Origin of the sequence: Xenorhabdus griffiniae (genome assembly GCF_037265215.1) — a bacterium.
Classification (GTDB): domain Bacteria; phylum Pseudomonadota; class Gammaproteobacteria; order Enterobacterales; family Enterobacteriaceae; genus Xenorhabdus; species Xenorhabdus griffiniae.
The window spans coordinates 232,065-257,131 of sequence record NZ_CP147737.1; the positions used below are offsets into that span (position 1 = coordinate 232,065).

Here is a 25,067-nt window from a genome sequence, read left to right on the forward strand (position 1 = left end):
AAAGAACTGTAATTTAGTTTAATTATTACCCGATATAAAACTGTAATAATCAAATATTGAAAATTATTAATCTTTAAAAAGCAGTAAAAATAGTGTGCTCGCGCCCTGGAGAGAAAGGGACGCTTCGCGGTGCCGTTTGCGTAATCCATTTTCAATGAGTTGTTGATGCCAGAGAGGGATAAATTTTTGGCAAAAGTCATCGACGCAGCAGTAAAGTTCTTCTAAATTATACATGCCTGAGGATCTCCACAATTTTGTTTTCTTTAGTAAAAACTTTGATCGTGCCTCAGGCACTTTAGTTCCCTTCTCTTAAGCGAAGCTCAGGTTTATTATGTAATAGTATGGTTTTTCTTTGGGTTTTTATTTCTTAAATTTCGCTTAAATAATCTATACCCATCTCACTTCAAGTTGTAATTTACAACACGATATGAAACCTGATTTCTTCCCGCTTCGCGGGAAGAAATCACACGCATCTTGAAGTTAGATTGGTATATATGTAATTTTAATTGTTAAATGAGTTAGAGAAATGGCAAAGTGCTGAATAATACACACGGCAATTTTAGAATAGCCCCAATTCCTTCAATTTCCGCGTTATTGTATTTCTTCCCCAGCCCAGTAAACGGGCGGCTTCCTGTTTATGTCCGTTGGTATATTCCAGTGCGCAATTAAGCAAAGTGCGTTCCAGCAATGGTAAGGCATCGGCAAGGAGATCCGTTTTTCCCTCTTTTAAGGCATGTTGTGCCCATTCAGCCAACAGTTGTGGCCAGTTTTCAGGTAGCGTGGCGCGTGAAATCGGGGCGTTTCCTGTTTGTCCTGTCGATTGGTTGTTAATCAGGTCAGCGGGCAGATCCTGTACTAGTATCTCCTTGCTTGCCGCCATCACGGTTAGCCAGCGACAAACATTTTCCAACTGGCGGACATTGCCTGACCATGGCAAGCGCATCAGGGCGAGTTCTGTATCAGGATGCAGCACCTTGGCTTCAACGCCCAGCTCTTTGGCAGTTTGTTGCAGGAAATGGTGTGCCAGACGAGGTATATCTTCGACTCTGTCCCGCAAAGGCGGTAGCTGGACGCGAATCACATTCAGACGATGGTAGAGGTCTTCCCTGAATTTACCTTCTGCAACACGTTGCTCAAGGTTCTGGTGAGTGGCAGCGATAATACGGACATCCACCTTCACCGGTGCATAGCCCCCGACACGATAAAATTGCCCTTCAGCCAGAACCCGCAGCAGGCGAGTCTGGATATCCAGCGGCATATCACCAATTTCATCTAAAAACAGTGAACCCCCATTGGCTTGCTCAAAACGACCGTGACGTACTTGATTGGCACCTGTGAACGCACCTTTTTCGTGACCAAACAGTTCGGATTCAATCAGATCTTTCGGGATTGCCGCCATATTCAGGGCAATAAAGGGGGCTGAGGCGCGTGGACTGTGGCGGTGAAGGGCATGGGCAACCAGCTCTTTTCCTGTGCCGGATTCACCATTGATTAACACACTGATGGAGGAACGGGAGAGGCGGCCGATAATTCGGTATACCTCCTGCATAGCGGGGGCTTCTCCGATCATATCTGAAACCGATACCGGCAACCGTGGATTGGAGGCTGATTGATGTTGTTCCCGATAATGACTCAGTGCTCGTTCAACCAGCGCAACAGTTTCATCAATATCGAAAGGCTTTGGCAGATAATCGAATGCGCCATGTTGATAAGCACTGACAGCGGCATCCAGATCAGAATGGGCCGTCATAATGATGACCGGAAGCTGTGGGTAGTTCTGCTTGATCTGGTTGAGCAAACTTAGTCCGTCCAATCCGGGCATACGGATATCCGACAGAATAACTTCTGGATTACCCTGTCCTAGCGCAGCCAATACGGTATCGGCATTTTCAAAACTGATACACTCCATCCCTGCGCCACTCAACGCCCGTTCAAGTACCCAGCGGATAGAACTGTCATCATCAACGATCCAAACTTTTCCTCGTTGCATTGTCACCCCCTACTTAACGGTTATTTCTTGATCGGCAGGTAAATGGAAAATTCTGTATGCCCTGGCCAACTGGTAAATTCAATTTTGCCCGCATGTTGGTCGATAAGATTACGTGCTATGGATAAGCCAAGTCCAGTGCCTCCTGCATACCCGCTGACCATCGGGTAAAAAAGCGTATCCTGAATATTGGGAGGAATACCAGGCCCATTATCTGCAATATCAATTCGGGCCGCCAAGCGGTAACGTACACCCTGTAAGGTAATCTGGAATGCGGTTCGCGTTCTCAGGGTGATAATTCCTCCTTTCTCATCCAGTGCTTGTAGGGCATTGCGGGTGATATTCAGCAATACCTGTTCAATCTGGTCAGGATAATGTGCCAGTTCAGGCAAACTCGGATCATAGTCTTTAATCAGCGTGACATTGGCAGGCATTTCCAGTGAGACCAGTTGACAAACCCGTTCAACCACATGGTGAATGCTCTGACGGGTTTGGAAGCCAGGGTGCTGTGGCCCCAGCAATCGATCAACAAGGTTGCGCAACCTGTCTGCCTGCTCAATGATCACTTGGGTATATTCCCTCAAGGACGGATCTGGCAGAGCCTTGGCAAGTAACTGTGCAGCGCCCCGCAGCCCACCGAGAGGATTTTTGATTTCATGTGCCAGCCCCCGAACCAGTTCCCGCGCAGCCGCCTGCTGTGCTTGTTGGATCTGCTCTTGGCTTAACCGGCGTTGACTGTCCATAGATGCCAGTTCCAGCAGGATAAACTGTTCGGAAATTGGTTGGGCACTGAGCGACATCACATGAGAGTGATTATTGATCACTAATATGACTTCGTTATCGGTAAAGCCATGACCGTTGATCAAACTGGAACGCATCAATTCTGTATCCAGTGAAATATAGCTAAACAGGATAGGAAGAGGCGTGCCGAATAATTTACGGGAACTTTGTGCCAGAAGTTGCATAGCAGAATGATTGGCGTAGCGAATAATCAAATCATTATCCAGTACCAGGACGTTGTTTATCTGTGAGTCGAGAATCTGTTCTGCTTTGGGCACACTAATCATGGTCATTCAGTTCCTGCACTTTTTTGGTGCATTGTAGCTTATTTAAGCATAGTTCGATGAATCCTTTTGCTCAGCATATATCGTCAATCATGATGTAGTTGTGTATATGCGAGGAAAAAAGCCCATCCAAAGATGGGCCAAAAGTTTCACGGCAACAAAAAAACACGAGTAATGTCATCACGTTATGCAACATTACCTAATAAGGCACTACACACTGTAATACAGTTCAAATTCCAGGGGATGTGGTGTCATGCGGACACGTTCAATTTCCCCGTTCAATAAATTGATATAAGCATCAATTGTATCATCAGTGAAAACACCGCCACGCGTCAGGAATTCGCGGTCGGCATCCAATGCGGCCAGCGCTTCTTCCAAAGAAGAGGCCACGGTTGGGATCTCTTGGGCTTCTTCTGCGGGTAGGTCATACAAGTTTTTATCCATCGCATCACCTGGATGGATTTTGTTGATGATGCCATCCAAACCTGCCATCAACAGGGCAGAAAAGGCCAGATAAGGGTTTGCTGCGGGATCAGGGAAACGCACTTCAATACGGCGAGCTTTAGCGCTGGCGACCACAGGAATACGGATAGAGGCAGAACGGTTACGGGCAGAATAGGCCAGCATCACCGGCGCTTCAAAACCAGGTACCAGACGTTTGTACGAGTTAGTTGTTGGGTTGGTAAAGGCGTTTAACGCACGGGCGTGTTTGATGACACCGCCAATATAGTAAAGCGCCATTTCGGACAAGCCACCGTATTTGTCACCTGCAAACAGGTTAGTGCCATTTTTGGACAGTGACATATGACAGTGCATACCTGAACCATTATCGCCCACCAACGGTTTTGGCATAAATGTCGCGGTCTTACCAAATTTATGGGCAACGTTATGAACCACATATTTATAAATCTGGGTTTCATCCGCTTTTTTGGTCATGGTATTAAAGCGGGTGGCCACTTCGTTTTGTCCGGCAGTTGCAACCTCATGATGGTGGGCTTCAACGACCAAACCCATTTTTTCCATGGTCAGGCACATGGCTGAACGCAGGTCTTGGGAAGAATCCACAGGAGGAACCGGAAAGTATCCTCCTTTAATACCAGGACGATGGCCTTTGTTACCACCTTCATAGCGTGTGCCGCTGTTCCAGGCGGCTTCCGTATCATCAATATGGTAGTAAGAGCCAGAGATGGAGCTGCCGAAACGGATATCATCGAACAAGAAGAATTCGGGTTCTGGACCGAATAAAACGGTATCAGCAATATCGCTTGCCCGCAGGAAATCTTCTGCGCGTTTCGCAATGGAGCGAGGATCGCGGCTATAGCCTTGCATGGTGCCAGGTTCGAGGATATCGCAGCGCAGGATGAGGGTAGCATCATTAAAGAAGGGATCCAGCATCGCGGTGCTTGGATCTGGCATTAACACCATGTCGGATTCATTGATACCTTTCCAGCCACCGATAGATGAACCGTCAAACATTTTGCCATCTTCAAAGAAGTCTTCATCAACTTGGTGGGCGGGAATAGTGATATGTTGTTCTTTACCTTTAGTATCAGTAAAACGTAAGTCAATAAACTTCACCTGATGTTCTTCAATCATGGACAAAACATGTTCAGCGGACATACTGGCTCTCCTGGTTACATCGGCCTGATAAAACGGAGCGAGAAATAGGCCGTTTTATCTTAAAAGTTAAGGGCAATTGTGGATCTCGGTATGATCAATTTTATAGAACCACTATTAGCAGAGATAAATGCGAAAAGTGTGCCAATATTTAAAAATCATTTAATATCAATGTGATAAAAATGTATGGCAGAAGGGAAGAGAAATAAGATGAATAATATAGCGTGTGGCTTTAGGTATTTTGCACCAAATTGGTGATTTTCCATAATGTGATCGCATTATTATGGTGCAACTGGCCGACTGAAATTTCACAAATTTGCTTATCACGCAATCAATTGATATGTTGTTATTATATCAATTGAATATTTGGAGGCTCGCATGGTCTTTACTATCAAAGAATATCAGGCCACTCGTGATACCAACACCAACTTATGGAAAGCCGTTGGAATACCTTCCCGTGGTGCAAAATTGCACCAAGCCTTACGGGAAGGAATGCCCTATGCTGTCTACACCAAACTTGCTGCTGTAGCTGGTCTGGAACTCAAGGAACTCGCGAAGTATGTTGCCATTCCCCAGGCTACGTTGCAGCGCCGAGCCAAACTTGGCCGATTCAAAACGGATGAGAGCGATAGGCTGTACCGCTTTGCAGAAGTTCTGAAAGCCGCGACTGCTCTGTTTGAAGGTGACACAGAGCGAGCTTGTCAATGGTTACTCAATCCTGCTCGTGGTCTTGGTGGTCGCAAGCCTGTAGAGATGATCGCCATCTCCGCTGAGGCGGAAGCTGTGTTGGACTTGATTGGTCGCCTGGAACATGGTGTCTTTGTATGAATGAGATTGTTGCTTACCGGCTTATCAAGAGGAAATGGCGGGGGGCTGCTTTCGATGGTGAGGGAGCACGTCTTTACGGTGGTCGCTGGAATAGCCGAGGACGACCTTGTGTATATCTGGCGAGTTCGGAATCATTGGCATTGTTGGAAGTTATGGTTCACCTCAATGATTACAGCCTATTGCAATATTACGCGCTATTGGAAGTAAGGTTGCCCGCGGAGGCTGTTTTGCATTTCACTTCTGACCAATTGCCGGAAGATTGGCGGGATGAACCGGCCCCACCATCAACAGCGGAAATTGGGGATGGGTGGTTAGAAAGTGGTGAAAGCCTTGCTTTGGCTGTCCCCAGTGTCGTTGTCCCGCGTGAGTTGAACTACATCATTAATCCAGCTCATCCTCTGTTCGAGCAAGTCACTGGCGATGCCGTTGAACTCGACTTCCAGCCTGATGGACACCTATGATTTAGGTGTCCCCAACTTTTAATACCCGTGCAACCATCCAAAGTGTATAATGCTGCACTTTTGTTCGGCGGCGGCCAAGTAAAACAGAATTCTTTTTATGTACGTTTGAGTACATAAATGATTTTCGCGTTATCGGAATTTTTAAATGTCAAATGAAATTAGTAAGTTAAGAAATATAGCAATTATTGCTCACGTCGACCATGGCAAAACCACGCTGGTTGATAAACTCCTGCAACAGTCCGGTACTTTTGGGGAACGTGCTGCAACAACTGAGCGCGTGATGGATTCCAATGATCTGGAAAAAGAACGCGGTATTACCATCCTGGCAAAGAACACAGCCATCAAATGGAATGACTATCGAATCAATATCGTAGACACCCCAGGCCACGCCGACTTCGGTGGTGAAGTTGAACGTGTAATGTCAATGGTAGACAGCGTCCTGTTGCTGGTTGATGCGATGGATGGCCCAATGCCACAGACTCGCTTTGTCACCCAGAAAGCGTTTGCTCATGGCCTGAAGCCTATTGTCGTGATCAACAAAGTTGACCGTCCGGGTGCTCGCCCTGACTGGGTAGTGGATCAGGTATTTGACTTGTTTGTGAATCTTGGTGCAACCGATGAGCAGTTGGATTTCCCAATCATTTATGCTTCTGCACTGATGGGCGTTGCGGGTAACGATCATACCGATATGGCTGAAGACATGACTCCGCTGTATCAGGCAATCGTTGATCATGTTGAGCCGCCAAAGGTTGACCTTGATGGCCCATTCCAGATGCAAATTTCGCAGCTGGATTATAACAACTACGTTGGCGTTATCGGTATCGGTCGCATTAAGCGTGGTATGGTAAAACCAAACCAAAATATCACTATCATCGACAGCGAAGGTAAAACTCGCAACGGTAAAGTTGGCAAGGTCTTTAGCCATCTGGGATTGGAGCGCATTGAGTCTGATAAGGCGGAAGCTGGCGACATTATCGCTATTACCGGTCTGGGTGATCTGAATATTTCCGATACCCTGTGCGAAGTCAATGCGGTTGAAGCGTTGCCAGCACTGGCCGTTGATGAGCCTACCGTCAGCATGTACTTCTGTGTTAATACTTCGCCATTCTGTGGTCGTGAAGGTAAGTACGTGACTTCTCGCCAGATCCTTGATCGTCTGAAAAAAGAGCTGGTTCATAACGTAGCGTTGCGTGTTGAAGAAACTGAAGATCCAGATGCATTCCGTGTATCAGGCCGTGGTGAACTGCACTTGTCTGTTCTGATCGAAAACATGCGTCGTGAAGGTTTCGAGTTGGCGGTTTCCCGTCCAAAAGTTATTTTCCGTGAAATTGATGGCCGTAAGCAGGAGCCTTTTGAGCAGGTCACTCTGGATATCGAAGAGCAGCATCAAGGCGATGTCATGCAGGCATTGGGTGAACGTAAAGGTGAAATGCGTGACATGCTGCCAGATGGTAAAGGTCGCGTTCGTCTTGATTATGTCATTCCAAGCCGTGGCCTGATCGGCTTCCGTACTGAATTCATGACCATGACTTCGGGTACGGGTTTGTTGTATGCCACATTCAGCCACTATGATGACATCCGCCCGGGTGAGATTGGCCGTCGTCTGAATGGCGTATTGATTTCCAATGGACAAGGCAAGGCGGTGGCTTACGCGCTGTATGGTTTGCAGGAGCGTGGTAAGTTGTTCCTGGGTCATGGTACTGAAGTGTATGAAGGCCAGATTATTGGTATTCACTCACGTTCAAATGACCTGACCGTTAACTGCCTGACTGGTAAGAAACTGACTAACGTGCGTGCATCAGGTACGGATGAAGCGACAACGCTGTCTCCACATATCAAGAAAACCCTGGAGCAGGCGTTGGAGTTTATTGACGACGACGAATTGGTTGAAGTCACTCCAGTGTCCATTCGCTTACGTAAGCGTCATTTGACTGAAAATGATCGCCGTCGTGCAAATCGTAGCAAAGAAGTTTAATTTCTGGATTATGCATTGCATATGACAGTTTGAACATCAATAGCTTAGGGCACTCCGGTGCCCTGAGTTCTTTTATGATATCCCCCTTCCTGACATTTTTTTGTCTCTTCATTCTTTTTTCTTAACAAAAATATGATAAAAGAACTAAACAATGAGCGTCAGTCAGGAGGGATTATGCTGTATATTTTCGATCTGGGTAACGTGATTATTGATATTGATTTTAAAAGAGTATTGGCTGTTTGGAGTAATCTGAGTGGGACACCACTGGCAACATTGACCCCAAAATTTTCGCAGGGCGAGACGCTTGAAAAACATGAGTGCGGGCAAATAAGTGACACTGAATTTGCAGAAATGATGTGTGATGAAATGGCGGTTTCACTCAGTTTTGAACAATTTGCGGAAGGCTGGAATACAATCTTTATCGATGTCAGGCAGGAAGTCGTTGAGTTAATGAATAAATTGCGTGCTAAAGGGCATCGTGTGGTTGTTCTGTCAAATACAAATCGTCTGCATATTGATTACTGCTCAGAGAATTATCCTGAGATTGCAGCATCAGCGGATTTCCTTTATCTATCCCACGAATTGGGGATGCGTAAACCAAATCTTGATATTTTTAACCATGTGCTTGCAGCGGAAGGTGTGGAAGCGGAGCAAGCCATATTCTTTGATGATCTTTTAGAAAACGTCGAAGCAGCAAAAAAAACAGGCATCACTGCACTGCATGTGGCTGACAGGAACGTCATCCCTGATTATTTTAAGTCACATGACTTCTCACTCCCCGCAAAAAATTAGCATTGTTAGCTTATTGCAACGAAATAACAGGCAAGAGAAATGATCGCATTAATTCAGCGTGTCACACAGGCAAAGGTTGTTGTTGAAGGCGAGACGATTGGCGAAATTGGACAAGGGTTGCTGGTGTTGCTGGGGGTGGAAAAAGACGATACCCCACAAAAAGCGCAACGTTTATGCGACAAGGTAATGGGGTATCGGGTATTCAGCGATGAACAGGGAAAAATGAACCTTAATGTTCAGCAGGCTGGCGGTAGTTTGCTGGTGGTATCGCAATTTACATTGGCTGCGGACACCCAGAAAGGCTTAAGACCCAGCTTTTCTGGCGGTGCTGAACCACAAAAAGCAGAGGAGCTTTATCGCGATTTTGTTGAACGGTGCCATGTAACTGGTGTAAAAACAGAAACGGGAATATTTGCAGCAGACATGAAAGTCAGTTTGCTCAATGACGGGCCGGTAACTTTCTGGTTGCAAGTATGATGTGTTTCAAGAAAGGGGTTGTTTCTATGTACCATCTGAGAGTTCCTCAAACAGAACAAGAGTTGGAAACTTATTACCAATTTCGTTGGGAAATGTTGCGTAAACCACTTCATCAACCTGTCGGATCAGAGAAAGATGGTTACGATTCGATGGCTCATCACCAAATGGTGGTGGATGAACAGGGTAATCCGCTGGCTGTTGGGCGCTTATATATCAATGCGGACAATGAAGGCGCTATTCGCTTTCTGGCTGTGCATCCCAGTGTGCAGCGAAAAGGCTTGGGTACGCTGATTGCGATGGCATTGGAATCGGTAGCCAGACAGGAAGGTGTGAAACGAATTGTTTGCAGCGCGCGGGAAGACGCCGTCGATTTCTTTGACAAGTTGGGTTTTCAAAACCGCGGTTTGATCAATGGTGCTAAGGCATCGCCGATCAACCATTTCCTCATGATCAAACCGATAATAAGCCTTGATGATATCTTGCACCGTCCTGATTGGTGTGCGGAATTGCAGCAGGCATGGCATAAGCAGATCCCTTTGAGTGAAAAGATGGGGCTGAGGATCACCCAATATACCGGGCAACGTTTCATCACAACGATGCCGGAAGCCGGAAACCAGAATCCACATCATACTATTTTCGCCGGTAGCTTATTTTCTCAGGCCACCTTAACGGCATGGGGCTTGATTTGGTTGTTGCTACAGGAGCGCCAGTTAGGGGGAGATATCGTTTTGGTGGATGCCAATATTCGTTATCGCCAACCGATTACAGGGCGCCCCTGTGCAACTGCGGATTTCAATAATATGAGCGGAGACCTTGCCCGTCTTGCCCGTGGCAATAAGGCGCGTGTAACGATAGAAGTGCAGGTTAGCGGTGAACATGGCGTAGGTAGCGTGTTCACCGGCACTTATATCGTCCTGCCTCCCGAACGTCTTACTAAAGCTTGATTTTTGCGCAGGTTTGACTCTCCGTAGCCCGATTATCTACAGAAGAAGGTGCGGTTGGGGAACAGCGGCTCGTTGAGATCAAACCTTGCTCAATAGATTGTGACTCTTTGGCTGATGATTTATCTTCGGCAACCAATGTGCCGTTTATTGTTCCCTTCACGTCGTCAGCAGAGAGATTTCCCGTAATAGCGAGTGTGAAATTGCCTTCTCCCTGAATATTAAGTGGTATCCAACCCCATTGGGGCAAGATGTGCAAATCCGCGTTCATTCCTTTGAAGTTAAGGTTAAAAGGGGTATGAGCCGTTTGTTGTTCCGCCGAGCCAGTTATTTGCAGCAGTCCATCACGGGTAAAGCCATTCAATTTATCAATGGTGGCTTTGCCATCTGTGGCGTGCAGTTGCAGATAAGGGCGGGTTATTTCGATTTTGTTAAATGTTCCCGCAGCCGCTTGCAGTGATGCCTGACCATTCCATAATCCCCACTTGCCATTTTTCAAGATATCCATGTTGTCAATATGGGCTGCAAGCGTAGTGAGCTGGAACGGAAAATTGGGATTGGTATCAATCAGCAGCGTATTATTGATAGTAATATCATTAAGTTTTACGCCTGAAATCCATTCCGGCGCTGGTTGTTTGAAATAATCGAGCCATGTTGCTGGCAGAGCGTAAAGCAGCCCTGTTACAGAACTCTCTTTGAGGGTAAGGAGCCGGCTTTTGCGGTCCCATTGAGACTGGATATTGAACAATCCTTTTTGATAGTGGGTTGTCAGGTTTGCGATGGTAAAGATATCACCAGAAAAACGGAGTTTTCCAAGTGTGTCGCTGAACTGTGCATTATTCAACGTCATGTTCATCGCATTAAAATCAATCAACCCTTCTTCAGCGCTCCAACTGCCGTTGACTAAGCCTAAGTTTTTGATGGTGCTATCCAGATAATCAACAGACCAGTTTTGTCCTTGCAGTTTGGCATTGGTGATATTGAGATCTTTGATATAAATAGCAGGCAGATGGCTGATTTTTTCTTTCAAATCGCCCAGTGTCATCGGGGTTTGCCAGCGAATGTCACTGAGCAGGATATTGTTCCAGCGCCAACTGCCGTCAGGCAATTGCTGACCATCGCCAGAAATGGCGCCTCGCAGAAATGTTGCGCCAAAAGCGTCGATAGTCAGGGCCTTATTCTGGTAATGGCCTTGCACAACCGCATTTTCAACAGATATGTCATTTAAACGGATCGCCTTGGCACTGAATTGATATTTTCCATTACCAAATGGGTTGTCCACAGCAGGAACCCAGGGTGTAATACCGCCTGTGATATTTTCCCCCTCAATACGCGTATTGGGACTCTCTAGCTGAATATTCATCTGGTTCAGTTGCAGGATATCCGCTTGTAAAAGAGGAGGAAGTTGATTTCCAAACAGTGTCAATGTCCCTTGTTGCAAGGTCAGACGATGGAGATTTTGAGGGGACAGTAAATGCTGCCATTTGAAATCGAGATTAATGGTGTCGGCATTGAGTGAGAAAGGACTTTGTCTGTCACTAATGTCAATGTGGTTAAGTGATAGGGTAGCAGGCTGCTGCCAGTCATGGCTGATGCTTTCAATGCTGACTTGATAATGTCCTTGTTTGCTGAGCCATTGGCTTAACTGTTTGGCTCCCCAATGTGTCTGGACAACAACATAGATAACTATGATTGCCAAAATTAGCACTAATAGAAGCGTGACAAAAAATTTCCCTAACCACCTCATATTTTCACCTCAACAGTGTGACCTTCCAATAGAAGCCCTTTTATGCCGTAAAATAGAGCAGCACTCAATAGAGGATTTAGGCAAAAAAGAAAACTCCCGCGGGTAAGGCGGGAGAAAAGTATCAACAGAAAACGGCTAACTATTTTTCTTGGGGAAAAATAAGGTTAAGCAGAATGGCGGTTAACCCACCTGCGGCAATGCCTGAAGAGAATAAGTTTTTCACCCAATCAGGGGCAAACTGTAAAATTAGCGGTTGTTGAGAAACGCCTAACCCCACTGCCAGAGACAGTGCGATGATCATAATAGCACGGCGATTTAGAGGTTCACGGGAAACTATTCTGACACCAGATGCAGCGATAGTGCCAAACATCACAATCGTTGCTCCGCCCAGAACAGGCTCAGGAATATGTTGTACAAAACCAGCCACAGCAGGAAACAGCCCCAATAGGATCAGCATTGCAGCAATCATGTAACCAACATGGCGACTGGCAACACCTGTTAGCTGGATCACGCCATTGTTCTGACCAAAGCAGGAATTTGGAAATGTATTGAACACGGCTGACACCATAGAATTGAAGCCATTTGCCAGTACACCCCCCTTGATACGTTTCATGTAGAGTGGGCCGCTGACAGGCTGTTCGGAGACATCAGAGGTTGCTGTGATATCACCAATTGTTTCCAGTGATGTCACCATAAAAATCAGCATCAGTGGGATCAACAGATTCCAGTCAAAAGACAAGCCATAATAGAGTGGAGAAGGAACGGTGATGATTGGTGCATCTTCTTTTGGTGTTGAAACGGGTAACATATCCATGTACCAGGCCAGCAGATAACCCACTGTCATGGCGATGACCAGAGATGCGACACGCAAGTAAGGGTTATTTTGGCGATTCAGCAATACGATAACGGCAAGAACAGTTCCAGCGAGCAACAGGTTTTCCGGTGCACCAAATGTGCCGTTTTGAATCGCAGAATAACCACCACCAATCGAAGTTAATCCCACTTGAATTAACGATAAGCCAATAATCATTACCACGATACCGGATACCAGAGGTGTGATGATCCGTCTTGCCAAATGTAACACGCGTGAGAGCAGCACTTCCGTCATTGAGGCGAGCATCAGTGTACCGAACAAGGCTGCCATCATCGTTGGAATATCCGCACCACCATTTTTCAACGCCAGGCCACCCATAATCAGTGGGGCAACGAAATTAAAACTGGTGCCCTGAATTGAAAGCAAGCCAGAACCGATTGGCCCCCAAGAGCGAATTTGAATAAGTGATGCCAAGCCAGAGGCAAACAGGGACATACTAATAATGCGTTGGGTATCTTGCTCTGGAAGCCCCAGAGCCTGGCAAATCAACATCGCAGGCGTAATAACAGCCACAAACATGGCCAGTAAATGTTGGGATGCAGCAAATAAGGCATGTGGAAGCGGTGGCTTATCTTCCAGACGATAGATCAGTTCGTTGTTTGATTTATTGGGAACTTCTGATGAATTGGATTCACGGGGTAAATTGACCATGTTGTGAAATTCCAGATAGACAAAAAGCGCATTTTAATGATTCTCATCACTAAAGCAATCGTTTGCGTTAAGTTTTCATCATGAATTACAACTTAATCCCGTCACATTTTTAAATGTTTTAACTTGTGTTTATGAGTAATTTTATTTTTAATCCAACCCTTACCTGCTCTTGGCGTTTTTACAGGATGATTATAACGTCACATTAAATTCACATAATATTAACAATGGATGAGGTACATCAATGTATCATCTGGATATTTATGGCACGCTCGTTGCTGCCACACTGGTTTTGCTACTAGGAAGAAAACTCGTACAATCAGTCCCATTCCTTGAGAAATATACGATCCCTGAGCCAGTCGCAGGTGGCTTATTGGTTGCGTTAGTTCTGTTGGCAGTTAAACAATCTATAGGTTGGGAAGTCAGTTTTGATTTATCTCTCCAAGAGCCTCTCATGTTGATGTTCTTTGCCACAATCGGTTTGAACGCTAACCTTGCCAGCCTGAAAGCAGGCGGAAAATCTTTGGTCATTTTTGTCTGCGTGGTTGTTGGACTGTTATTTGTACAAAACACGGTTGGCATCGCCTTGGCGAAAATGCTTGGCCTTGATCCGTTAATGGGATTGCTGGCAGGCTCCATTACACTATCTGGTGGGCACGGAACAGGTGGTGCCTGGAGTAAGGTATTCACTGAGCGCTATGGTTTTGAAAATGCTACGGAAGTGGCAATGGCATGTGCAACATTCGGTTTGGTTTTAGGTGGCTTGATTGGTGGTCCGGTTGCCCGTATGTTGGTGAAAAATACCCAAACACCAGGGTTGGAGGCTGAGGATACCGAGCTGCCGACGGCATTTGAGAAACCTTATACTGGCCGGCTTATTACACCATTAGTGATGGTGGAAACTATTGCTATGGTTTCCATTTGCTTATTGGCAGGTAAGTTTATTGAGAAACTGTTACAAGGCACAGCCTTTGAATTGCCGACATTCGTGTGTGTTCTGTTTGTTGGTGTCATTCTTAGTAACGGCCTCTCTCTGCTTGGTTTTTATCGGGTATTTGACCGAGCGGTGTCGGTCTTGGGTAACGTCAGCTTATCACTGTTCCTGGCGATGGCTTTGATGAGCCTGAAACTGTGGCAACTGGCTTCCCTTGCGCTGCCAATGTTGGTCATTCTTGCCGTACAGACTTTGGTTATGGCGTTGTATGCTATTTTCGTTACTTACCGGATCATGGGCAAAAATTTCGATGCGGCAGTATTGTCAGCCGGCCACTGTGGTTTTGGCTTAGGTGCGACACCAACAGCCATCGCGAATATGCAAGCGATCACTGACCGTTTTGGGCCATCGCATGTAGCATTCTTACTCGTACCTATGGTGGGAGCATTCTTTATTGATATCGTTAATGCTGCCGTCATCAAATTGTATCTGCTATTACCGCTGTTCCCAGCTATAGCAGGTTAAACTAATACCCTTTTGTCTCGGATATCTTGACGAATATGCCGCTGAAATATTCAGCGGCTGGCACCTAAGCGCGGCTATATTGGGAACTATCCGGTAACCAGCGTTGAATCAGCGCCTTGGCGTGTTCAGGATAGTTCTGGTGGATATAGCGGGCAATACGCTGAACTTCGGGCAGCATACTTTGGTCCCGCAATAAATCCGCGATCCTGAATTCTGCATTACCTGTTTGGCGTGTACCCAGCAGTTCACCTGGCCCGCGGATCTCTAGATCTTTCTGGGCAATCACAAAACCATCATTACTGTCCCGTAAAACTTGCAGGCGAATTTTGGCTGTATTGGTCAATGGGGTTTTATAGAGCAAGACACAATGAGAAGCAATGGCACCACGTCCGACACGTCCTCGAAGTTGGTGCAACTGTGCCAATCCTAGCCGTTCGGGATTATCGATGATCATCAGGCTGGCATTGGGTACATCCACCCCGACTTCAATGACCGTAGTAGCAACCAACAATTGTATTTCACCTTGCTTGAATGCCTCCATGACGGTTTGTTTTTCGGCTGGTTTCATCCGCCCATGCACTAAGCCAATTTTCAATTCAGGTAATGCTAGTGTCAATTCTTCACTGGTTGCCTGTGCTGCTTGCGCTTCCAGTACCTCAGAATCTTCGATCAAAGTACATACCCAGTAAGCCTGACGGCCTTCATCCAGACAGGCGCTTTTGATTCGTTGGATAATGTCGTTCCGGCGAGTATCCGGGATAGCAACGGTGGTGACTGGCGTTCGGCCTGGTGGCAATTCATCAATGATAGACGTATCCAAATCGGCGTAGGCGGTCATTGCTAATGTGCGTGGAATCGGGGTTGCTGTCATGATCAATTGATGGGGATAGAAGCCTTGTTCGCGCCCTTTTTCCCATAATGCCAGACGTTGATGAACACCAAATCGATGTTGTTCATCAATGATAACCAGTGCCAATCCGGCAAATTTTACCTGCTCCTGAAACATGGCATGAGTACCGACAATCATACTCACTTGACCGCTTGCTATCGCCTCTTGCTGTGCCTGACGTGCCTTACCTTTCTGTTTGCCAGACAACCAACCAACCTGAATATCGAGTGGTTCAAGCCATTGACGGAAGGTATTGGCATGTTGCTCTGCCAAAAGCTCAGTTGGTGCCATCAGTGCTACTTGCTTGCCGTGAACAATGGCACGGACAGCTGCCAGCGCTGCCACTAATGTTTTCCCTGAACCGACATCTCCCTGTATCAGACGCATCATGGGAACATTTTTTGCCAAATCATGTTCTATTTCTGCCACGACACGGGCTTGTGCGCCGGTGGGTGAGAATGGTAACTGGCTAAGAAGCTTCTGTTTCAGAGAATCATCTGCCGTTAGGGGGGATGCATGAAAACGCTGGGTTCCAGCCCTGACCGCCAGCATACTTAAATGATGCGCCAGCAACTCTTCCAGAATCAACCTTCGTTGGGCTGGATGTCGGCCATTTTCTAAATCGGCCAGAGAAGTATTCGGTGGGGGATGGTGCAATGTACGCAGTGCGTCAGGCAGACTGATGAGCTTCCGGCTGAATTTTTCCGGCAGCAATTCATTAATGGCACAGGTAGCCAATATTTCCAATGCCTGATCGATTAACTTGCGCAGCGTTGTCTGGCGCACTCCCTCGGTCGTGGGATAGATGGGGGTTAACGTCTCTTGCAGTTGGATGCGGTTGGCATTTTGTTGGATTTTATACTCAGGATGGATAATCTCTGGCCCTTGATTCCCGCGACGGATCTCACCATAAGCAACAACGTGCTTTCCTGCGGCCAAATTATTTTTCATGGCAGCAGTAAAATTGAAGAAACGCAGGGTTAATATGCCTGTGCCATCACTGAGTTGGCAGGTCATGATGCGCCGGCGCCCAAAAGCGACATTGGTGCGTAATATTTCACCTGTTACCGTAGCATGAATGCCGGGCAGTAACTCATTAATGGTATACAGGCGGGTTTGATCCTCATAGCGGAGAGGCAAATGCAAAAGCAAATCCTGTAGATTGACCAACCCTAACTTAGTGAGTTTAGTGACCTGATTGGCTCCAACGCCACGTAACGTGGTTAAGGGGATAGCATCAAGTAGTTGGCCTTTCATACGATTCCTCCGTCAGTGTGATTTATTTCCTTACTGATGGTGCAGTTGTTTTCTGCATAGCTGACCACCATGATTCACTTGCTATGATTTGACCTTGCTTATCTATTAAAGGTTGTTCCAGGCCCTTACGGTGAGAAACGGCAGCCAACACGGGATATCCTCCTTCGAACAGTAACCTTTGCTGCTCTTCTTCTGGCAGAATGTTTTTTTCCCGTTGGTACATGCCTGCCAATTGGCGCTGCCGTTGCGCTTCATACAGAATCAAGGCAGATGCGACAGAGACATTCAGTGACTGCACCATACCTACCATCGGAATAATGATATCGTGATCTGCCAGGGCGATGGCTTGTTTCGAAATACCTTTTTTCTCCTGCCCCATAATGATGCAGGTAGGTTTAGTGTAATCAATTTGACGGAAATCGACGGCTTTATCAGAAAGATGAGTTGCCAGCACTTGCATTCCATCAGATTTAAATTGGTGAATCGCCTGTTCAATTGTGGAATGTGTTTTCACCTGAACCCAACTATTGCTGCCCGCTGCCGAAGAGAGCTGGGTTCTTAATTGCTCAGTAGGCCAGATGGCATGGATTTGGTGAATACCCACAGCATCCGCTGTACGAATAACGGCGGATACGTTATGGGGTTTGTGAACTTCTTCTAAACAGAGTGTCAGGTCAGGTTGACGCATTGCCATCATCTGGCAAATGCGTGCGTAACGTTTAGGATTCATAACCTCTAGTTTCGGTTACGGCTGACTCGCATTACGTCTGGCATGATACGTATCTTACGCATGATATTCGCCAGCTGGATGCGGTCTTTGGTCGTCAGCCTGATGAAAGCACAATAGACACGGCCATCTTTTTCCTCTGTATTCATGCTTTGAATATTGGAGTTTACATCGTTAATGGCCGCAGTCAGATTTGCTAATGCCCCTTGATGGTTAAACATATCGACTTTAATTTCGGCAATAAAATCGCTATTGATATCTTTATCCCACTCAACAGGCATGAATTTTTCCGGTTCTTTCTGATATCCACGGATATTGCGACAAGACTCGTGGTGGATTACCAAACCTTTTCCGGGGCTGATATGGGCAATAATCGGGTCGCCTGGAATTGGGCGACAACATTTAGCAAAGGTAATCAAAATACCATCAGCGCCCTTGATAGGCAGCTTACGGGAAGGATTGCTATTATTGTTCGATACTTTCTCTGCTGAGCCCAATAATAAGTTGCGGGCGACAACCACGCTCATGGCATTACCCAATCCGATTTCCGCCAATAAATCATCCAAAGCAGAGAGCTTCATTCTTGCCAGCTCTTTGTTGATATTTTCTTGTGGAATATCGACAATTTTCGTGCCATTACCGAGTGCATGATTGAGTAAACGGCGCCCCAAACTAATGGAATCATCCCGTCTTAGGTTTTTCAGTAACTGGCGAATTTTGGCGCGCGCTTTGGAGCTAACGACAAAGTTTAGCCATGCAGCATTAGGGCGCGCTCCTGGTGCCGTAATAATTTCGACTGTTTGCCCACTACTAAGCGTTTGTGAAAGAGGATAAGGCAGACGATCAACACGTGCACCAACACAGGCATGGCCGATATCGGTATGGACGGCATAGGCAAAATCGACAGGGGTCGCGCCAGCCGGTAACTCAACAATTCGTCCTTTGGGGGTAAAAACGTAAATCTCATCAGGAAATAAATCAGATTTAACGCTTTCAATAAATTCAAAAGAGCTGCCGGCACTTTGCTGGAGTTCCAGCAAACTTTGCATCCAGCGCTGAGCACGAACCTGCGCAGTCGTACCGGATTCCCCTTGCTCTTTATAGGCCCAATGCGCGGCAACCCCCATTTCTGCCATTTGATCCATATCTTCGGTACGGATCTGAACTTCGACGGGTACTCCATGCGGCCCTATCAGGGAGGTATGGAGGGATTGGTAACCGTTGGCTTTGGGGATGGCAATATAATCTTTCACTCGGCCCGGGCGCGGCTTATACAAACTGTGCATTTGCCCCAATACGCGGTAGCAGGTATCAAGATTATTGACGATGACACGAAAGGCGTAAATATCCATGATGGAATGGAAACGCTGCTCTTTCAGGCGCATCTTACGATAGATAGAGTAGAGATGTTTTTCGCGGCCACTGACTGTGCATTTGATACCGGCATCCGTTAATCTGCCTTCAATTTCCGACAGAATTTTCTGGATCATCTCTTTGCGGTTACCGCGAGCGGCTTTCACAACTTCTTTAATTACGCGATAACGGTTTGGATACAGGGCCTCAAACCCAAGTTCTTCCAGTTCGGTTTTTAGGTGATGAATACCCAGACGATGAGCCAGTGGACTATAAATTTCCAGTGTTTCCCTGGCAATGCGCCGCCGTTTATCGGGGCGCAGAGAGCCAAGGGTTCGCATATTGTGCGTACGGTCTGCTAGTTTGATCAAAATGACGCGGATATCCTGTACCATCGCCATGATCATTTTGCGGAAGTTTTCAGCCTGTGCTTCCTTTTTGTCGCGGAAGTTCAGTTTATCCAGCTTGGATACACCTTCCACCAATCCGGCAACGGCCGTACCAAATAACTGTTCTATATCCTGAAATGTTGCAGGAGTATCTTCAATGACATCGTGCAAAAGTGCCGCCATCAGTGTTTCATGGTCAAGGCGCATTTCAGCCAGAATACAAGAAACGGCAACGGGGTGAGTGATGTATGGCTCACCGCTGGAGCGGGTTTGCCCTTCGTGGGCATCCCGCGCAACTACATAGGCCTGTTTAAGCAGATCAATTTGATCTTCAGGCAAATATTTCAGAACCAGCTGATTCAGGCTTTCAAACAGGTACAAGGCAGACCTACCGTAAAATTAACGACGACCTTCAGCGATGGCAGAAACGGCTTTGATTTCTGCGGCTTCTTGTTCTTGCTGTTCCTGGCGCTCACGAACATCAAGAATTTTGTTGTTGATGAGACCTTGTTCGATTTCACGCAGGGCAATAACAGTCATCTTATCGTTTTCTTCTGGAACGAGGGGATCTTTGCCACCTACTTGCAATTGGCGTGCTCGGCGAGCAGCGACCAACACCAGGTCAAAACGGTTACCAATTTTTTCTACTGCGTCTTGAACAGTTACGCGTGCCATATGAGTGCTACTCCACAGATAAATAAATGACTGGGCATAATACTGAAACTTGGTTCAGTCTGCCAATAATTTGCTGATTAAGGCATCATGCCGCTGGGTCTGACGATCTAATCGCAGACGCTCTGAACGAATAATCGATTGTAAATCGGCCAGTGCCGTATTGAAATCGTCATTGATGATGACGTAATCATATTCGTTGTAATGTTCCATTTCCGCGACAGCTTGAGCCATGCGTTTGGCAATGATTTCTTCGCTGTCTTGACCGCGCCCACGCAGGCGGCGGAGCAACTCTTCCTTAGAAGGTGGAAGAATGAAAATGCTGCGAGCTGTTGGCATTTTCTGGCGGATTTGCTGTGCACCTTGCCAATCAATATCAAGAAAAACATCAACGCCACTGGCGAGTGTATCTTCGATGACTTTTCGGGATGTGCCGTAATAGTTACCAAAAACACAGGCATATTCCAAAAATTCATCATGGTTGATCATATCTTGAAATTCATCCATTGTGACGAAAAAATAGTGTTCACCATGATTTTCGCCTGGGCGAGCTTGCCGCGTTGTATGCGAAACAGAAACCTGAGTGTCATACAAGGGCTGGGTTTTTAATAAAGCCTGAATAAGGCTTGATTTTCCTGCTCCACTCGGCGCAGAAACAATATATAACGTTCCTTGGTTCATGATGATTTCTTGACTGATTGGGTATAAATAAATGCAAGCGCAGGAATATAAGATCCCACATAGTATACACGGATACGTTAATCCATGCAGCGCTACAATACATGCCAACAGATATTTCACCAAAATATTTTCTTAACAGACTGGCATTAATGAGATTTTTTGCGAGACATTTTCAGTAAAAATAGTCGGTTGCAGAAATTGCACATTTATTTTTCGAAACGTCTCGCAAACTTCCTTTTTGCCACTTGGTAAAAATTTTCCTGCTTTTTATTCTCTGCCCGTGTCTTGGCATCAATTTTTTAGGAAGCCGTTTTAAGGAAACCAAGGAGCAGGGATGCTTAATTTTCTCATTAGTTTTTTAATAACAGTATGGATATTGCTATCTGGTATGCCAATGGCATTTGCCAACAAGGTTCAGTGTCCTGACTGGCCACAAGAACAATTTCAGCGTGAAACTAGGCGCCTGTCACAGCAGGTGGTTAAGTGGGATCATCTATATCGTCAGAAGGGAATGAGTGAAATAGATGATGAAATTTACGATCAATTATTGGATACCTTGAGAATTTGGCAAAGTTGTTTAAATCACGGGTCAGACAGCGTCTTACTCTCTGTTAGCTCGGTTGCCGACACGTCCGTAATTCTTGGGCCTTCATCTAAACGTTCAGGGAAACAGTTTCATCCTGTGCAGCATACAGGCTTGCATAAGTTGAAAGGAATACAGGAAATTAGCCAGTGGTTACAGGGGCGTACAGGGGTGTGGTTGCAACCTAAAATTGATGGTGTTGCAGTTACTTTGGTGTATGAAAAAGGTCAATTAGTGCAGCTAATTAGCCGTGGTAATGGTATTGAAGGAATAGACTGGATGGATAAAAGCGCATTTATTCCCAGTATTCCTAAACGGATTAAAAATGCCCCTGAACATTTGGTATTACAAGGTGAGCTTTTCTGGCAGCAGGAACAGCATCGTCAGTTTGTTGCAGGGAGTCAGGGGGCGCGCAGTAAAGTTGCAGGCTTAATGATACGTAAAACTCCAGCGCCAGAACTGAAACAAGTTGGTATTTTTATTTGGGGCTGGCCGGATGGACCAAATGAAATGGCGGTGAAACTGGAAAAATTGGCAGTAATGGGGTTTCCCATCACACAGCAATATAGTCACCCCATTGCCACAGCAGAAGATGCCGAAAAAAGATGGAAAGATTATTTTGTCCAGCCCCTCCCTTTTGCTACCGATGGGATTGTATTACGCCAAGAGCTTGAACCGACAGGCCGACAATGGCGTTCTGGATCAAACAGTTGGGCGATTGCATGGAAATATCCATTGCGGCAGAAAATGACAACTGTAAAAGGTGTTAATTTCACAATAGGCCGGACAGGGAGAATATCCGTTGGATTAGAACTGGAAAAAGTAAAGGTGGATGATCGACAGGTCAGTCGAGTTAACATCGGTTCGATCAAACGTTGGAAGCAGTGGAATGTCTATCCTGGCGATAAAATTACGGTGGCGCTGGCGGGACATGGTATACCTAAACTCGATAAAGTGGTGTGGCGTATGACGGAACGCCCTGATATTCAACCACCTAATGAGCAGGATTATCATTTCCTGAGTTGCCTGACACTCGAACATCAAAATGCAACTAATGATGATCATTATTGCCAACAACAGCTTATCGCTCGCCTGACGTGGCTTGGGGTAAAATTGAAAATGAAAGGCGTGGGACAAGGAACGTGGTCAGCGTTGGTAAAACATGGGCTGGTGGCAAATTTAACGGCTTGGCTGGATTTGGATAAGGAGCAGCTTGGGGCCGTGACCAATATTGGAACTAAACGTGCGGAATTAATTTTCGCCCAATTTCAACAGGCAAAGTTACAGCCACTTTCACTATGGTACGAAGCCATTGGCCTGCCTTATGCCAGACACTTTACAGATGAACAAGCAGATAAACTGGGATGGCAGTGGGAAACGATATTCTCTGACGCAAAAGCGAAACCCGCATTAACAGTAAAACAAAGAGAAAAAATCTTGGCCTTTTTACAGCATCCTGAGATTAAGGCGGTAATTCATATTTTATCTTTACGGGATATTGAGAAAACAAGAGATATTAAGTAAATAGGGGCAAAAGGTGCCCCAGAGATTCATTACGGTATCAGTGGTCTGTGCCATCGTAATTGAAGATGGGTAAACCAAGGCGATAACGAATAGCAATTAATCGTGCAGCGAGTCCGGCAACAAGTGTAATCAAGATAACGCTGTTCGGGGGTAATGGCGTATGCAGTAAGGCAATATAGAGCCAGGCAGCGGCAAAAGAGACACCGGCATAAATCTCTTTTTGGAATACCAGAGGGATGGTATTACAAAACATATCGCGCAATACGCCACCAAAAACGCCAGTGATGACGGCGGCAATGGCGGCAATAATCGGGCTGTAGTGCATCTCTAACGCGATTTGTGCACCTATGATGGAGAAGACGATTAAGCCAATGGCATCAAGAATAAGAAACAGACGGCGTAGATGTTTCATCATGGGAGCAACCCAGATAGTGAGCACGGCAGCACAGGCAACGGTCACTACATACTCTGGATTTTTTACCCAGCCAAGGGGATAGTGCCCCAAAATAATATCACGGACAGTGCCACCACCAATGGCTGTCACGGAAGCAATAATGATAACGCCGAATACATCCATTTTTCGACGACCTGCGGCTAAGGCGCCTGTCATGGCTTCAGCCGTAATACCAATGATATAAAGGACACTGAGTAACATAAGTTTAATTACATGAAATATAACGTAGAAGTAAAGAGTACTGTTGGAATAATAACGTCTCGACTGAAATTTTTTAGCCGAATTTGAATAAAATTAGTTTTTATTATCCGAAACTTCGCAAAAGAAGGCAGTAAAATGGTTTTTAAGGAACGTCAGATTACATTCGATAGTCGTAGCCATCAGATAACTAATATAAATGTTTGGACGCCAGACAGCCAATGGTTGGTGTACGATGTTCGTCCCGATGGCGCCTCTTTTACCGGTTTAACGATAGAAAAAATTCATGTTAATCATGGACAAACTGAAATTATCTATCAGGCAAAGGATGGCGCTCATGTCGGCGTGGTGACTGTGAGTCCGCAAGAGCCAGTTCGTTATGCCTTTATTCATGGACCGGAAAAACCAGATGCACAGTGGCAATATGATTTTCATCATCGCCGAGGTGTCATGGTTTCCGATGTACAGCCCAATGTGGCAATTAACATTGATGCCATGGATATTACTCCACCTTATACCACTGGCGCTTTGCGCGGTGGAACACATGTTCACGTTTTCAGCCCCGATGGTAGTCGTCTCAGTTTTACCTACAATGACCATGTGATGCATGAGTTAGATCCTGCGCTTGATCTACGTAATGTGGCGGTAGCCGTTCCTTTACAAGCTGTAATACCAGATAAAAAACATCCGAGGGAATATGGTGGTAGCTATTTTTCGGTTGTGGTTAGCGAGACTACGGCCCGCCCGCGTCCCGGCAGTGATGACATCAATCGAGCTTATGAAGAAGGATGGATTGGACAGCGAGGATATCGCAAAGATAATGGTCAATGGCAACGTTGGGCACTGGCTTTTATTGGGGATACCTACGCCACCAATGGCGAAAAAATACCGGAAATTTATCTCGTTGATTTGCCAGAGCACAATGATGAATATGCCATTGCAGGCAGCCAACCTTTAGCGGGTACAGAAACAGCATTACCCGCGCCACCAGCGGGAGTAAAACAGAAACGCCTGACTTTTACGCACGATAAGCGCTGGCCGGGAGTGGTGAATGTTCCACGTCATTGGCTAAGAACATCACCAGATGGCAGTAAAATCTGTTTCCTGATGAAAGATGAAAAAGGGATTGTCCAGCTATGGTATATCTCACCAAATGGTGGTGAGCCAATGCAGATAACTTACAGCAAGAACAGTATACAATCCGCATTTAGCTGGGATAGCCGTGGACGGTTTATTGCCTGTGTTTGTGACAATAGTGTTGTACTCTGTGATAGTCAGACTGGAAAAATCCAGCGTTTAACAGAGCGCACTGATGATGCTCCTTCTGCTGATGCGATAGTGATATCACCGGATGATCGCTATGTCGCTTTTATGCGTGATATTGACGGTTACCGACAACTATTTGTGGTGGAAACAGGGATTAACTGAAAACCAAGAGAGCATAATGGGCATTGCCGATTAATGGTGATG

The 25,067-nt window shown here is 46.1% G+C and carries 20 protein-coding genes and 1 pseudogene; 9 read left to right on the forward strand and 12 right to left on the reverse strand.

Features of this window, described 5'->3' with window-relative positions:
* Positions 1-120: 120 nt before the first annotated feature.
* The 4 genes and pseudogenes from WDV75_RS01100 to glnA all read right to left on the reverse strand — a co-directional run.
* Positions 121-234: pseudogene (locus tag WDV75_RS01100) on the reverse strand (IS982 family transposase); the annotation flags it as partial.
* A 325-nt stretch (positions 235-559) separates the two neighbouring features.
* Complete coding sequence (gene glnG / locus WDV75_RS01105) at positions 560-1,990, reverse strand: nitrogen regulation protein NR(I) (protein ID WP_273557470.1); 1,431 nt, start codon at positions 1,988-1,990, stop codon at positions 560-562.
* 20 nt (positions 1,991-2,010) lie between these two features.
* On the reverse strand, positions 2,011-3,054 hold the full coding sequence (glnL, locus tag WDV75_RS01110) for a nitrogen regulation protein NR(II) (RefSeq protein ID WP_420497490.1): 1,044 nt from the start codon (positions 3,052-3,054) through the stop codon (positions 2,011-2,013).
* 207 nt (positions 3,055-3,261) lie between these two features.
* Positions 3,262-4,671 (reverse strand): glutamate--ammonia ligase, encoded by a 1,410-nt coding sequence (glnA, locus tag WDV75_RS01115; protein ID WP_189759863.1) that lies wholly within the window; start codon positions 4,669-4,671, stop codon positions 3,262-3,264.
* 375 nt (positions 4,672-5,046) lie between these two features.
* Between glnA and parS the strand changes: the two genes are divergently transcribed.
* From parS to fabY, 6 genes are all read left to right on the forward strand, one after another.
* Positions 5,047-5,496, forward strand: a complete 450-nt coding sequence (parS, locus tag WDV75_RS01120; RefSeq protein ID WP_189759864.1) for a type II toxin-antitoxin system Xre/ParS family antitoxin — start codon at positions 5,047-5,049, stop codon at positions 5,494-5,496.
* Positions 5,493-5,957 carry an RES family NAD+ phosphorylase gene (locus tag WDV75_RS01125; protein WP_273557472.1) on the forward strand — a complete coding sequence of 155 codons (465 nt, stop codon included), beginning with the start codon at positions 5,493-5,495 and terminating at the stop codon, positions 5,955-5,957. Before parS ends, WDV75_RS01125 begins: the two co-directional genes overlap by 4 nt.
* 145 nt (positions 5,958-6,102) lie before the next feature.
* Positions 6,103-7,932: a ribosome-dependent GTPase TypA gene (typA, locus tag WDV75_RS01130; protein WP_189759866.1), complete on the forward strand. Its 1,830-nt coding sequence runs from the start codon at positions 6,103-6,105 to the stop codon at positions 7,930-7,932.
* 174 nt (positions 7,933-8,106) lie between these two features.
* Entirely contained in the window at positions 8,107-8,724 is a 618-nt protein-coding gene (gene yihX, locus WDV75_RS01135; protein ID WP_273557473.1) for a glucose-1-phosphatase, read from the forward strand.
* A gap of 39 nt (positions 8,725-8,763) precedes the next feature.
* Positions 8,764-9,201 carry a D-aminoacyl-tRNA deacylase gene (gene dtd / locus WDV75_RS01140; protein ID WP_273557474.1) on the forward strand — a complete coding sequence of 146 codons (438 nt, stop codon included), beginning with the start codon at positions 8,764-8,766 and terminating at the stop codon, positions 9,199-9,201.
* 26 nt (positions 9,202-9,227) lie between these two features.
* The gene (gene fabY / locus WDV75_RS01145) at positions 9,228-10,145 is read left to right on the forward strand and encodes a fatty acid biosynthesis protein FabY (RefSeq protein ID WP_273557475.1); all 918 of its coding nucleotides are present in this window, start codon (positions 9,228-9,230) and stop codon (positions 10,143-10,145) included.
* On the opposite strand, the gene WDV75_RS01150 is transcribed toward fabY, so the two are convergent.
* Positions 10,135-11,889, reverse strand: a complete 1,755-nt coding sequence (locus WDV75_RS01150; protein ID WP_273557476.1) for an AsmA family protein — start codon at positions 11,887-11,889, stop codon at positions 10,135-10,137. The genes fabY and WDV75_RS01150 overlap by 11 nt on opposite strands.
* A 139-nt stretch (positions 11,890-12,028) precedes the next feature.
* A complete protein-coding gene (locus tag WDV75_RS01155; RefSeq protein WP_273557478.1) occupies positions 12,029-13,414 on the reverse strand; it encodes a nucleobase:cation symporter-2 family protein in 1,386 nt (461 codons plus the stop codon).
* A 241-nt stretch (positions 13,415-13,655) separates the two neighbouring features.
* Here WDV75_RS01155 and gltS point away from each other — a divergent pair, with 241 nt between their 5' ends.
* Positions 13,656-14,870, forward strand: coding sequence for a sodium/glutamate symporter (gltS, locus tag WDV75_RS01160; protein ID WP_273557479.1), 1,215 nt, complete (start codon positions 13,656-13,658; stop codon positions 14,868-14,870).
* Positions 14,871-14,934: 64 nt separating this feature from the next.
* On the opposite strand, the gene recG is transcribed toward gltS, so the two are convergent.
* The 5 genes from recG to gmk are packed head-to-tail and all read right to left on the reverse strand — an operon-like array spanning position 14,935 to position 20,838.
* Positions 14,935-17,016 carry an ATP-dependent DNA helicase RecG gene (gene recG, locus WDV75_RS01165; RefSeq protein ID WP_273557480.1) on the reverse strand — a complete coding sequence of 694 codons (2,082 nt, stop codon included), beginning with the start codon at positions 17,014-17,016 and terminating at the stop codon, positions 14,935-14,937.
* Between the two features lie 22 nt (positions 17,017-17,038).
* The gene (gene trmH / locus WDV75_RS01170) at positions 17,039-17,746 is read right to left on the reverse strand and encodes a tRNA (guanosine(18)-2'-O)-methyltransferase TrmH (RefSeq protein ID WP_273557481.1); all 708 of its coding nucleotides are present in this window, start codon (positions 17,744-17,746) and stop codon (positions 17,039-17,041) included.
* Between the two features lie 5 nt (positions 17,747-17,751).
* Entirely contained in the window at positions 17,752-19,866 is a 2,115-nt protein-coding gene (spoT, locus tag WDV75_RS01175) for a bifunctional GTP diphosphokinase/guanosine-3',5'-bis pyrophosphate 3'-pyrophosphohydrolase (RefSeq protein WP_189759875.1), read from the reverse strand.
* Positions 19,867-19,884: 18 nt separating this feature from the next.
* Positions 19,885-20,160 (reverse strand): DNA-directed RNA polymerase subunit omega, encoded by a 276-nt coding sequence (gene rpoZ / locus WDV75_RS01180; protein ID WP_074020086.1) that lies wholly within the window; start codon positions 20,158-20,160, stop codon positions 19,885-19,887.
* Between the two features lie 54 nt (positions 20,161-20,214).
* Positions 20,215-20,838: a guanylate kinase gene (gene gmk / locus WDV75_RS01185; protein ID WP_273557482.1), complete on the reverse strand. Its 624-nt coding sequence runs from the start codon at positions 20,836-20,838 to the stop codon at positions 20,215-20,217.
* A gap of 334 nt (positions 20,839-21,172) precedes the next feature.
* On the opposite strand from gmk, the gene ligB reads away from it, so the two are divergent.
* Positions 21,173-22,945, forward strand: coding sequence for an NAD-dependent DNA ligase LigB (gene ligB / locus WDV75_RS01190; protein WP_273557483.1), 1,773 nt, complete (start codon positions 21,173-21,175; stop codon positions 22,943-22,945).
* A 37-nt stretch (positions 22,946-22,982) separates the two neighbouring features.
* On the opposite strand, the gene WDV75_RS01195 is transcribed toward ligB, so the two are convergent.
* Positions 22,983-23,600, reverse strand: a complete 618-nt coding sequence (locus WDV75_RS01195; RefSeq protein WP_273557484.1) for a trimeric intracellular cation channel family protein — start codon at positions 23,598-23,600, stop codon at positions 22,983-22,985.
* A 135-nt stretch (positions 23,601-23,735) separates the two neighbouring features.
* Between WDV75_RS01195 and WDV75_RS01200 the strand changes: the two genes are divergently transcribed.
* Positions 23,736-25,025: a DUF3748 domain-containing protein gene (locus WDV75_RS01200; RefSeq protein ID WP_273557485.1), complete on the forward strand. Its 1,290-nt coding sequence runs from the start codon at positions 23,736-23,738 to the stop codon at positions 25,023-25,025.
* Positions 25,026-25,067 lie beyond the last annotated feature (42 nt).

Coding starts and splice junctions, on each gene's coding strand:
- ligB (WP_273557483.1), top strand. CDS start 21,173: ATGCTTAATTTTCTCATTAGTTTTTTAATAACAGTATGGATATTGCTA.
- parS (WP_189759864.1), top strand. CDS start 5,047: ATGGTCTTTACTATCAAAGAATATCAGGCCACTCGTGATACCAACACC.
- yihX (WP_273557473.1), top strand. CDS start 8,107: ATGCTGTATATTTTCGATCTGGGTAACGTGATTATTGATATTGATTTT.
- gltS (WP_273557479.1), top strand. CDS start 13,656: ATGTATCATCTGGATATTTATGGCACGCTCGTTGCTGCCACACTGGTT.
- WDV75_RS01155 (WP_273557478.1), bottom strand. CDS start 13,414: ATGGTCAATTTACCCCGTGAATCCAATTCATCAGAAGTTCCCAATAAA.
- glnL (WP_420497490.1), bottom strand. CDS start 3,054: ATGATTAGTGTGCCCAAAGCAGAACAGATTCTCGACTCACAGATAAAC.
- trmH (WP_273557481.1), bottom strand. CDS start 17,746: ATGAATCCTAAACGTTACGCACGCATTTGCCAGATGATGGCAATGCGT.
- glnA (WP_189759863.1), bottom strand. CDS start 4,671: ATGTCCGCTGAACATGTTTTGTCCATGATTGAAGAACATCAGGTGAAG.
- glnG (WP_273557470.1), bottom strand. CDS start 1,990: ATGCAACGAGGAAAAGTTTGGATCGTTGATGATGACAGTTCTATCCGC.
- rpoZ (WP_074020086.1), bottom strand. CDS start 20,160: ATGGCACGCGTAACTGTTCAAGACGCAGTAGAAAAAATTGGTAACCGT.
- WDV75_RS01200 (WP_273557485.1), top strand. CDS start 23,736: ATGGTTTTTAAGGAACGTCAGATTACATTCGATAGTCGTAGCCATCAG.
- gmk (WP_273557482.1), bottom strand. CDS start 20,838: ATGAACCAAGGAACGTTATATATTGTTTCTGCGCCGAGTGGAGCAGGA.
- WDV75_RS01150 (WP_273557476.1), bottom strand. CDS start 11,889: ATGAGGTGGTTAGGGAAATTTTTTGTCACGCTTCTATTAGTGCTAATT.
- typA (WP_189759866.1), top strand. CDS start 6,103: ATGTCAAATGAAATTAGTAAGTTAAGAAATATAGCAATTATTGCTCAC.
- dtd (WP_273557474.1), top strand. CDS start 8,764: ATGATCGCATTAATTCAGCGTGTCACACAGGCAAAGGTTGTTGTTGAA.
- recG (WP_273557480.1), bottom strand. CDS start 17,016: ATGAAAGGCCAACTACTTGATGCTATCCCCTTAACCACGTTACGTGGC.
- WDV75_RS01195 (WP_273557484.1), bottom strand. CDS start 23,600: ATGTTACTCAGTGTCCTTTATATCATTGGTATTACGGCTGAAGCCATG.
- fabY (WP_273557475.1), top strand. CDS start 9,228: ATGTACCATCTGAGAGTTCCTCAAACAGAACAAGAGTTGGAAACTTAT.
- WDV75_RS01125 (WP_273557472.1), top strand. CDS start 5,493: ATGAATGAGATTGTTGCTTACCGGCTTATCAAGAGGAAATGGCGGGGG.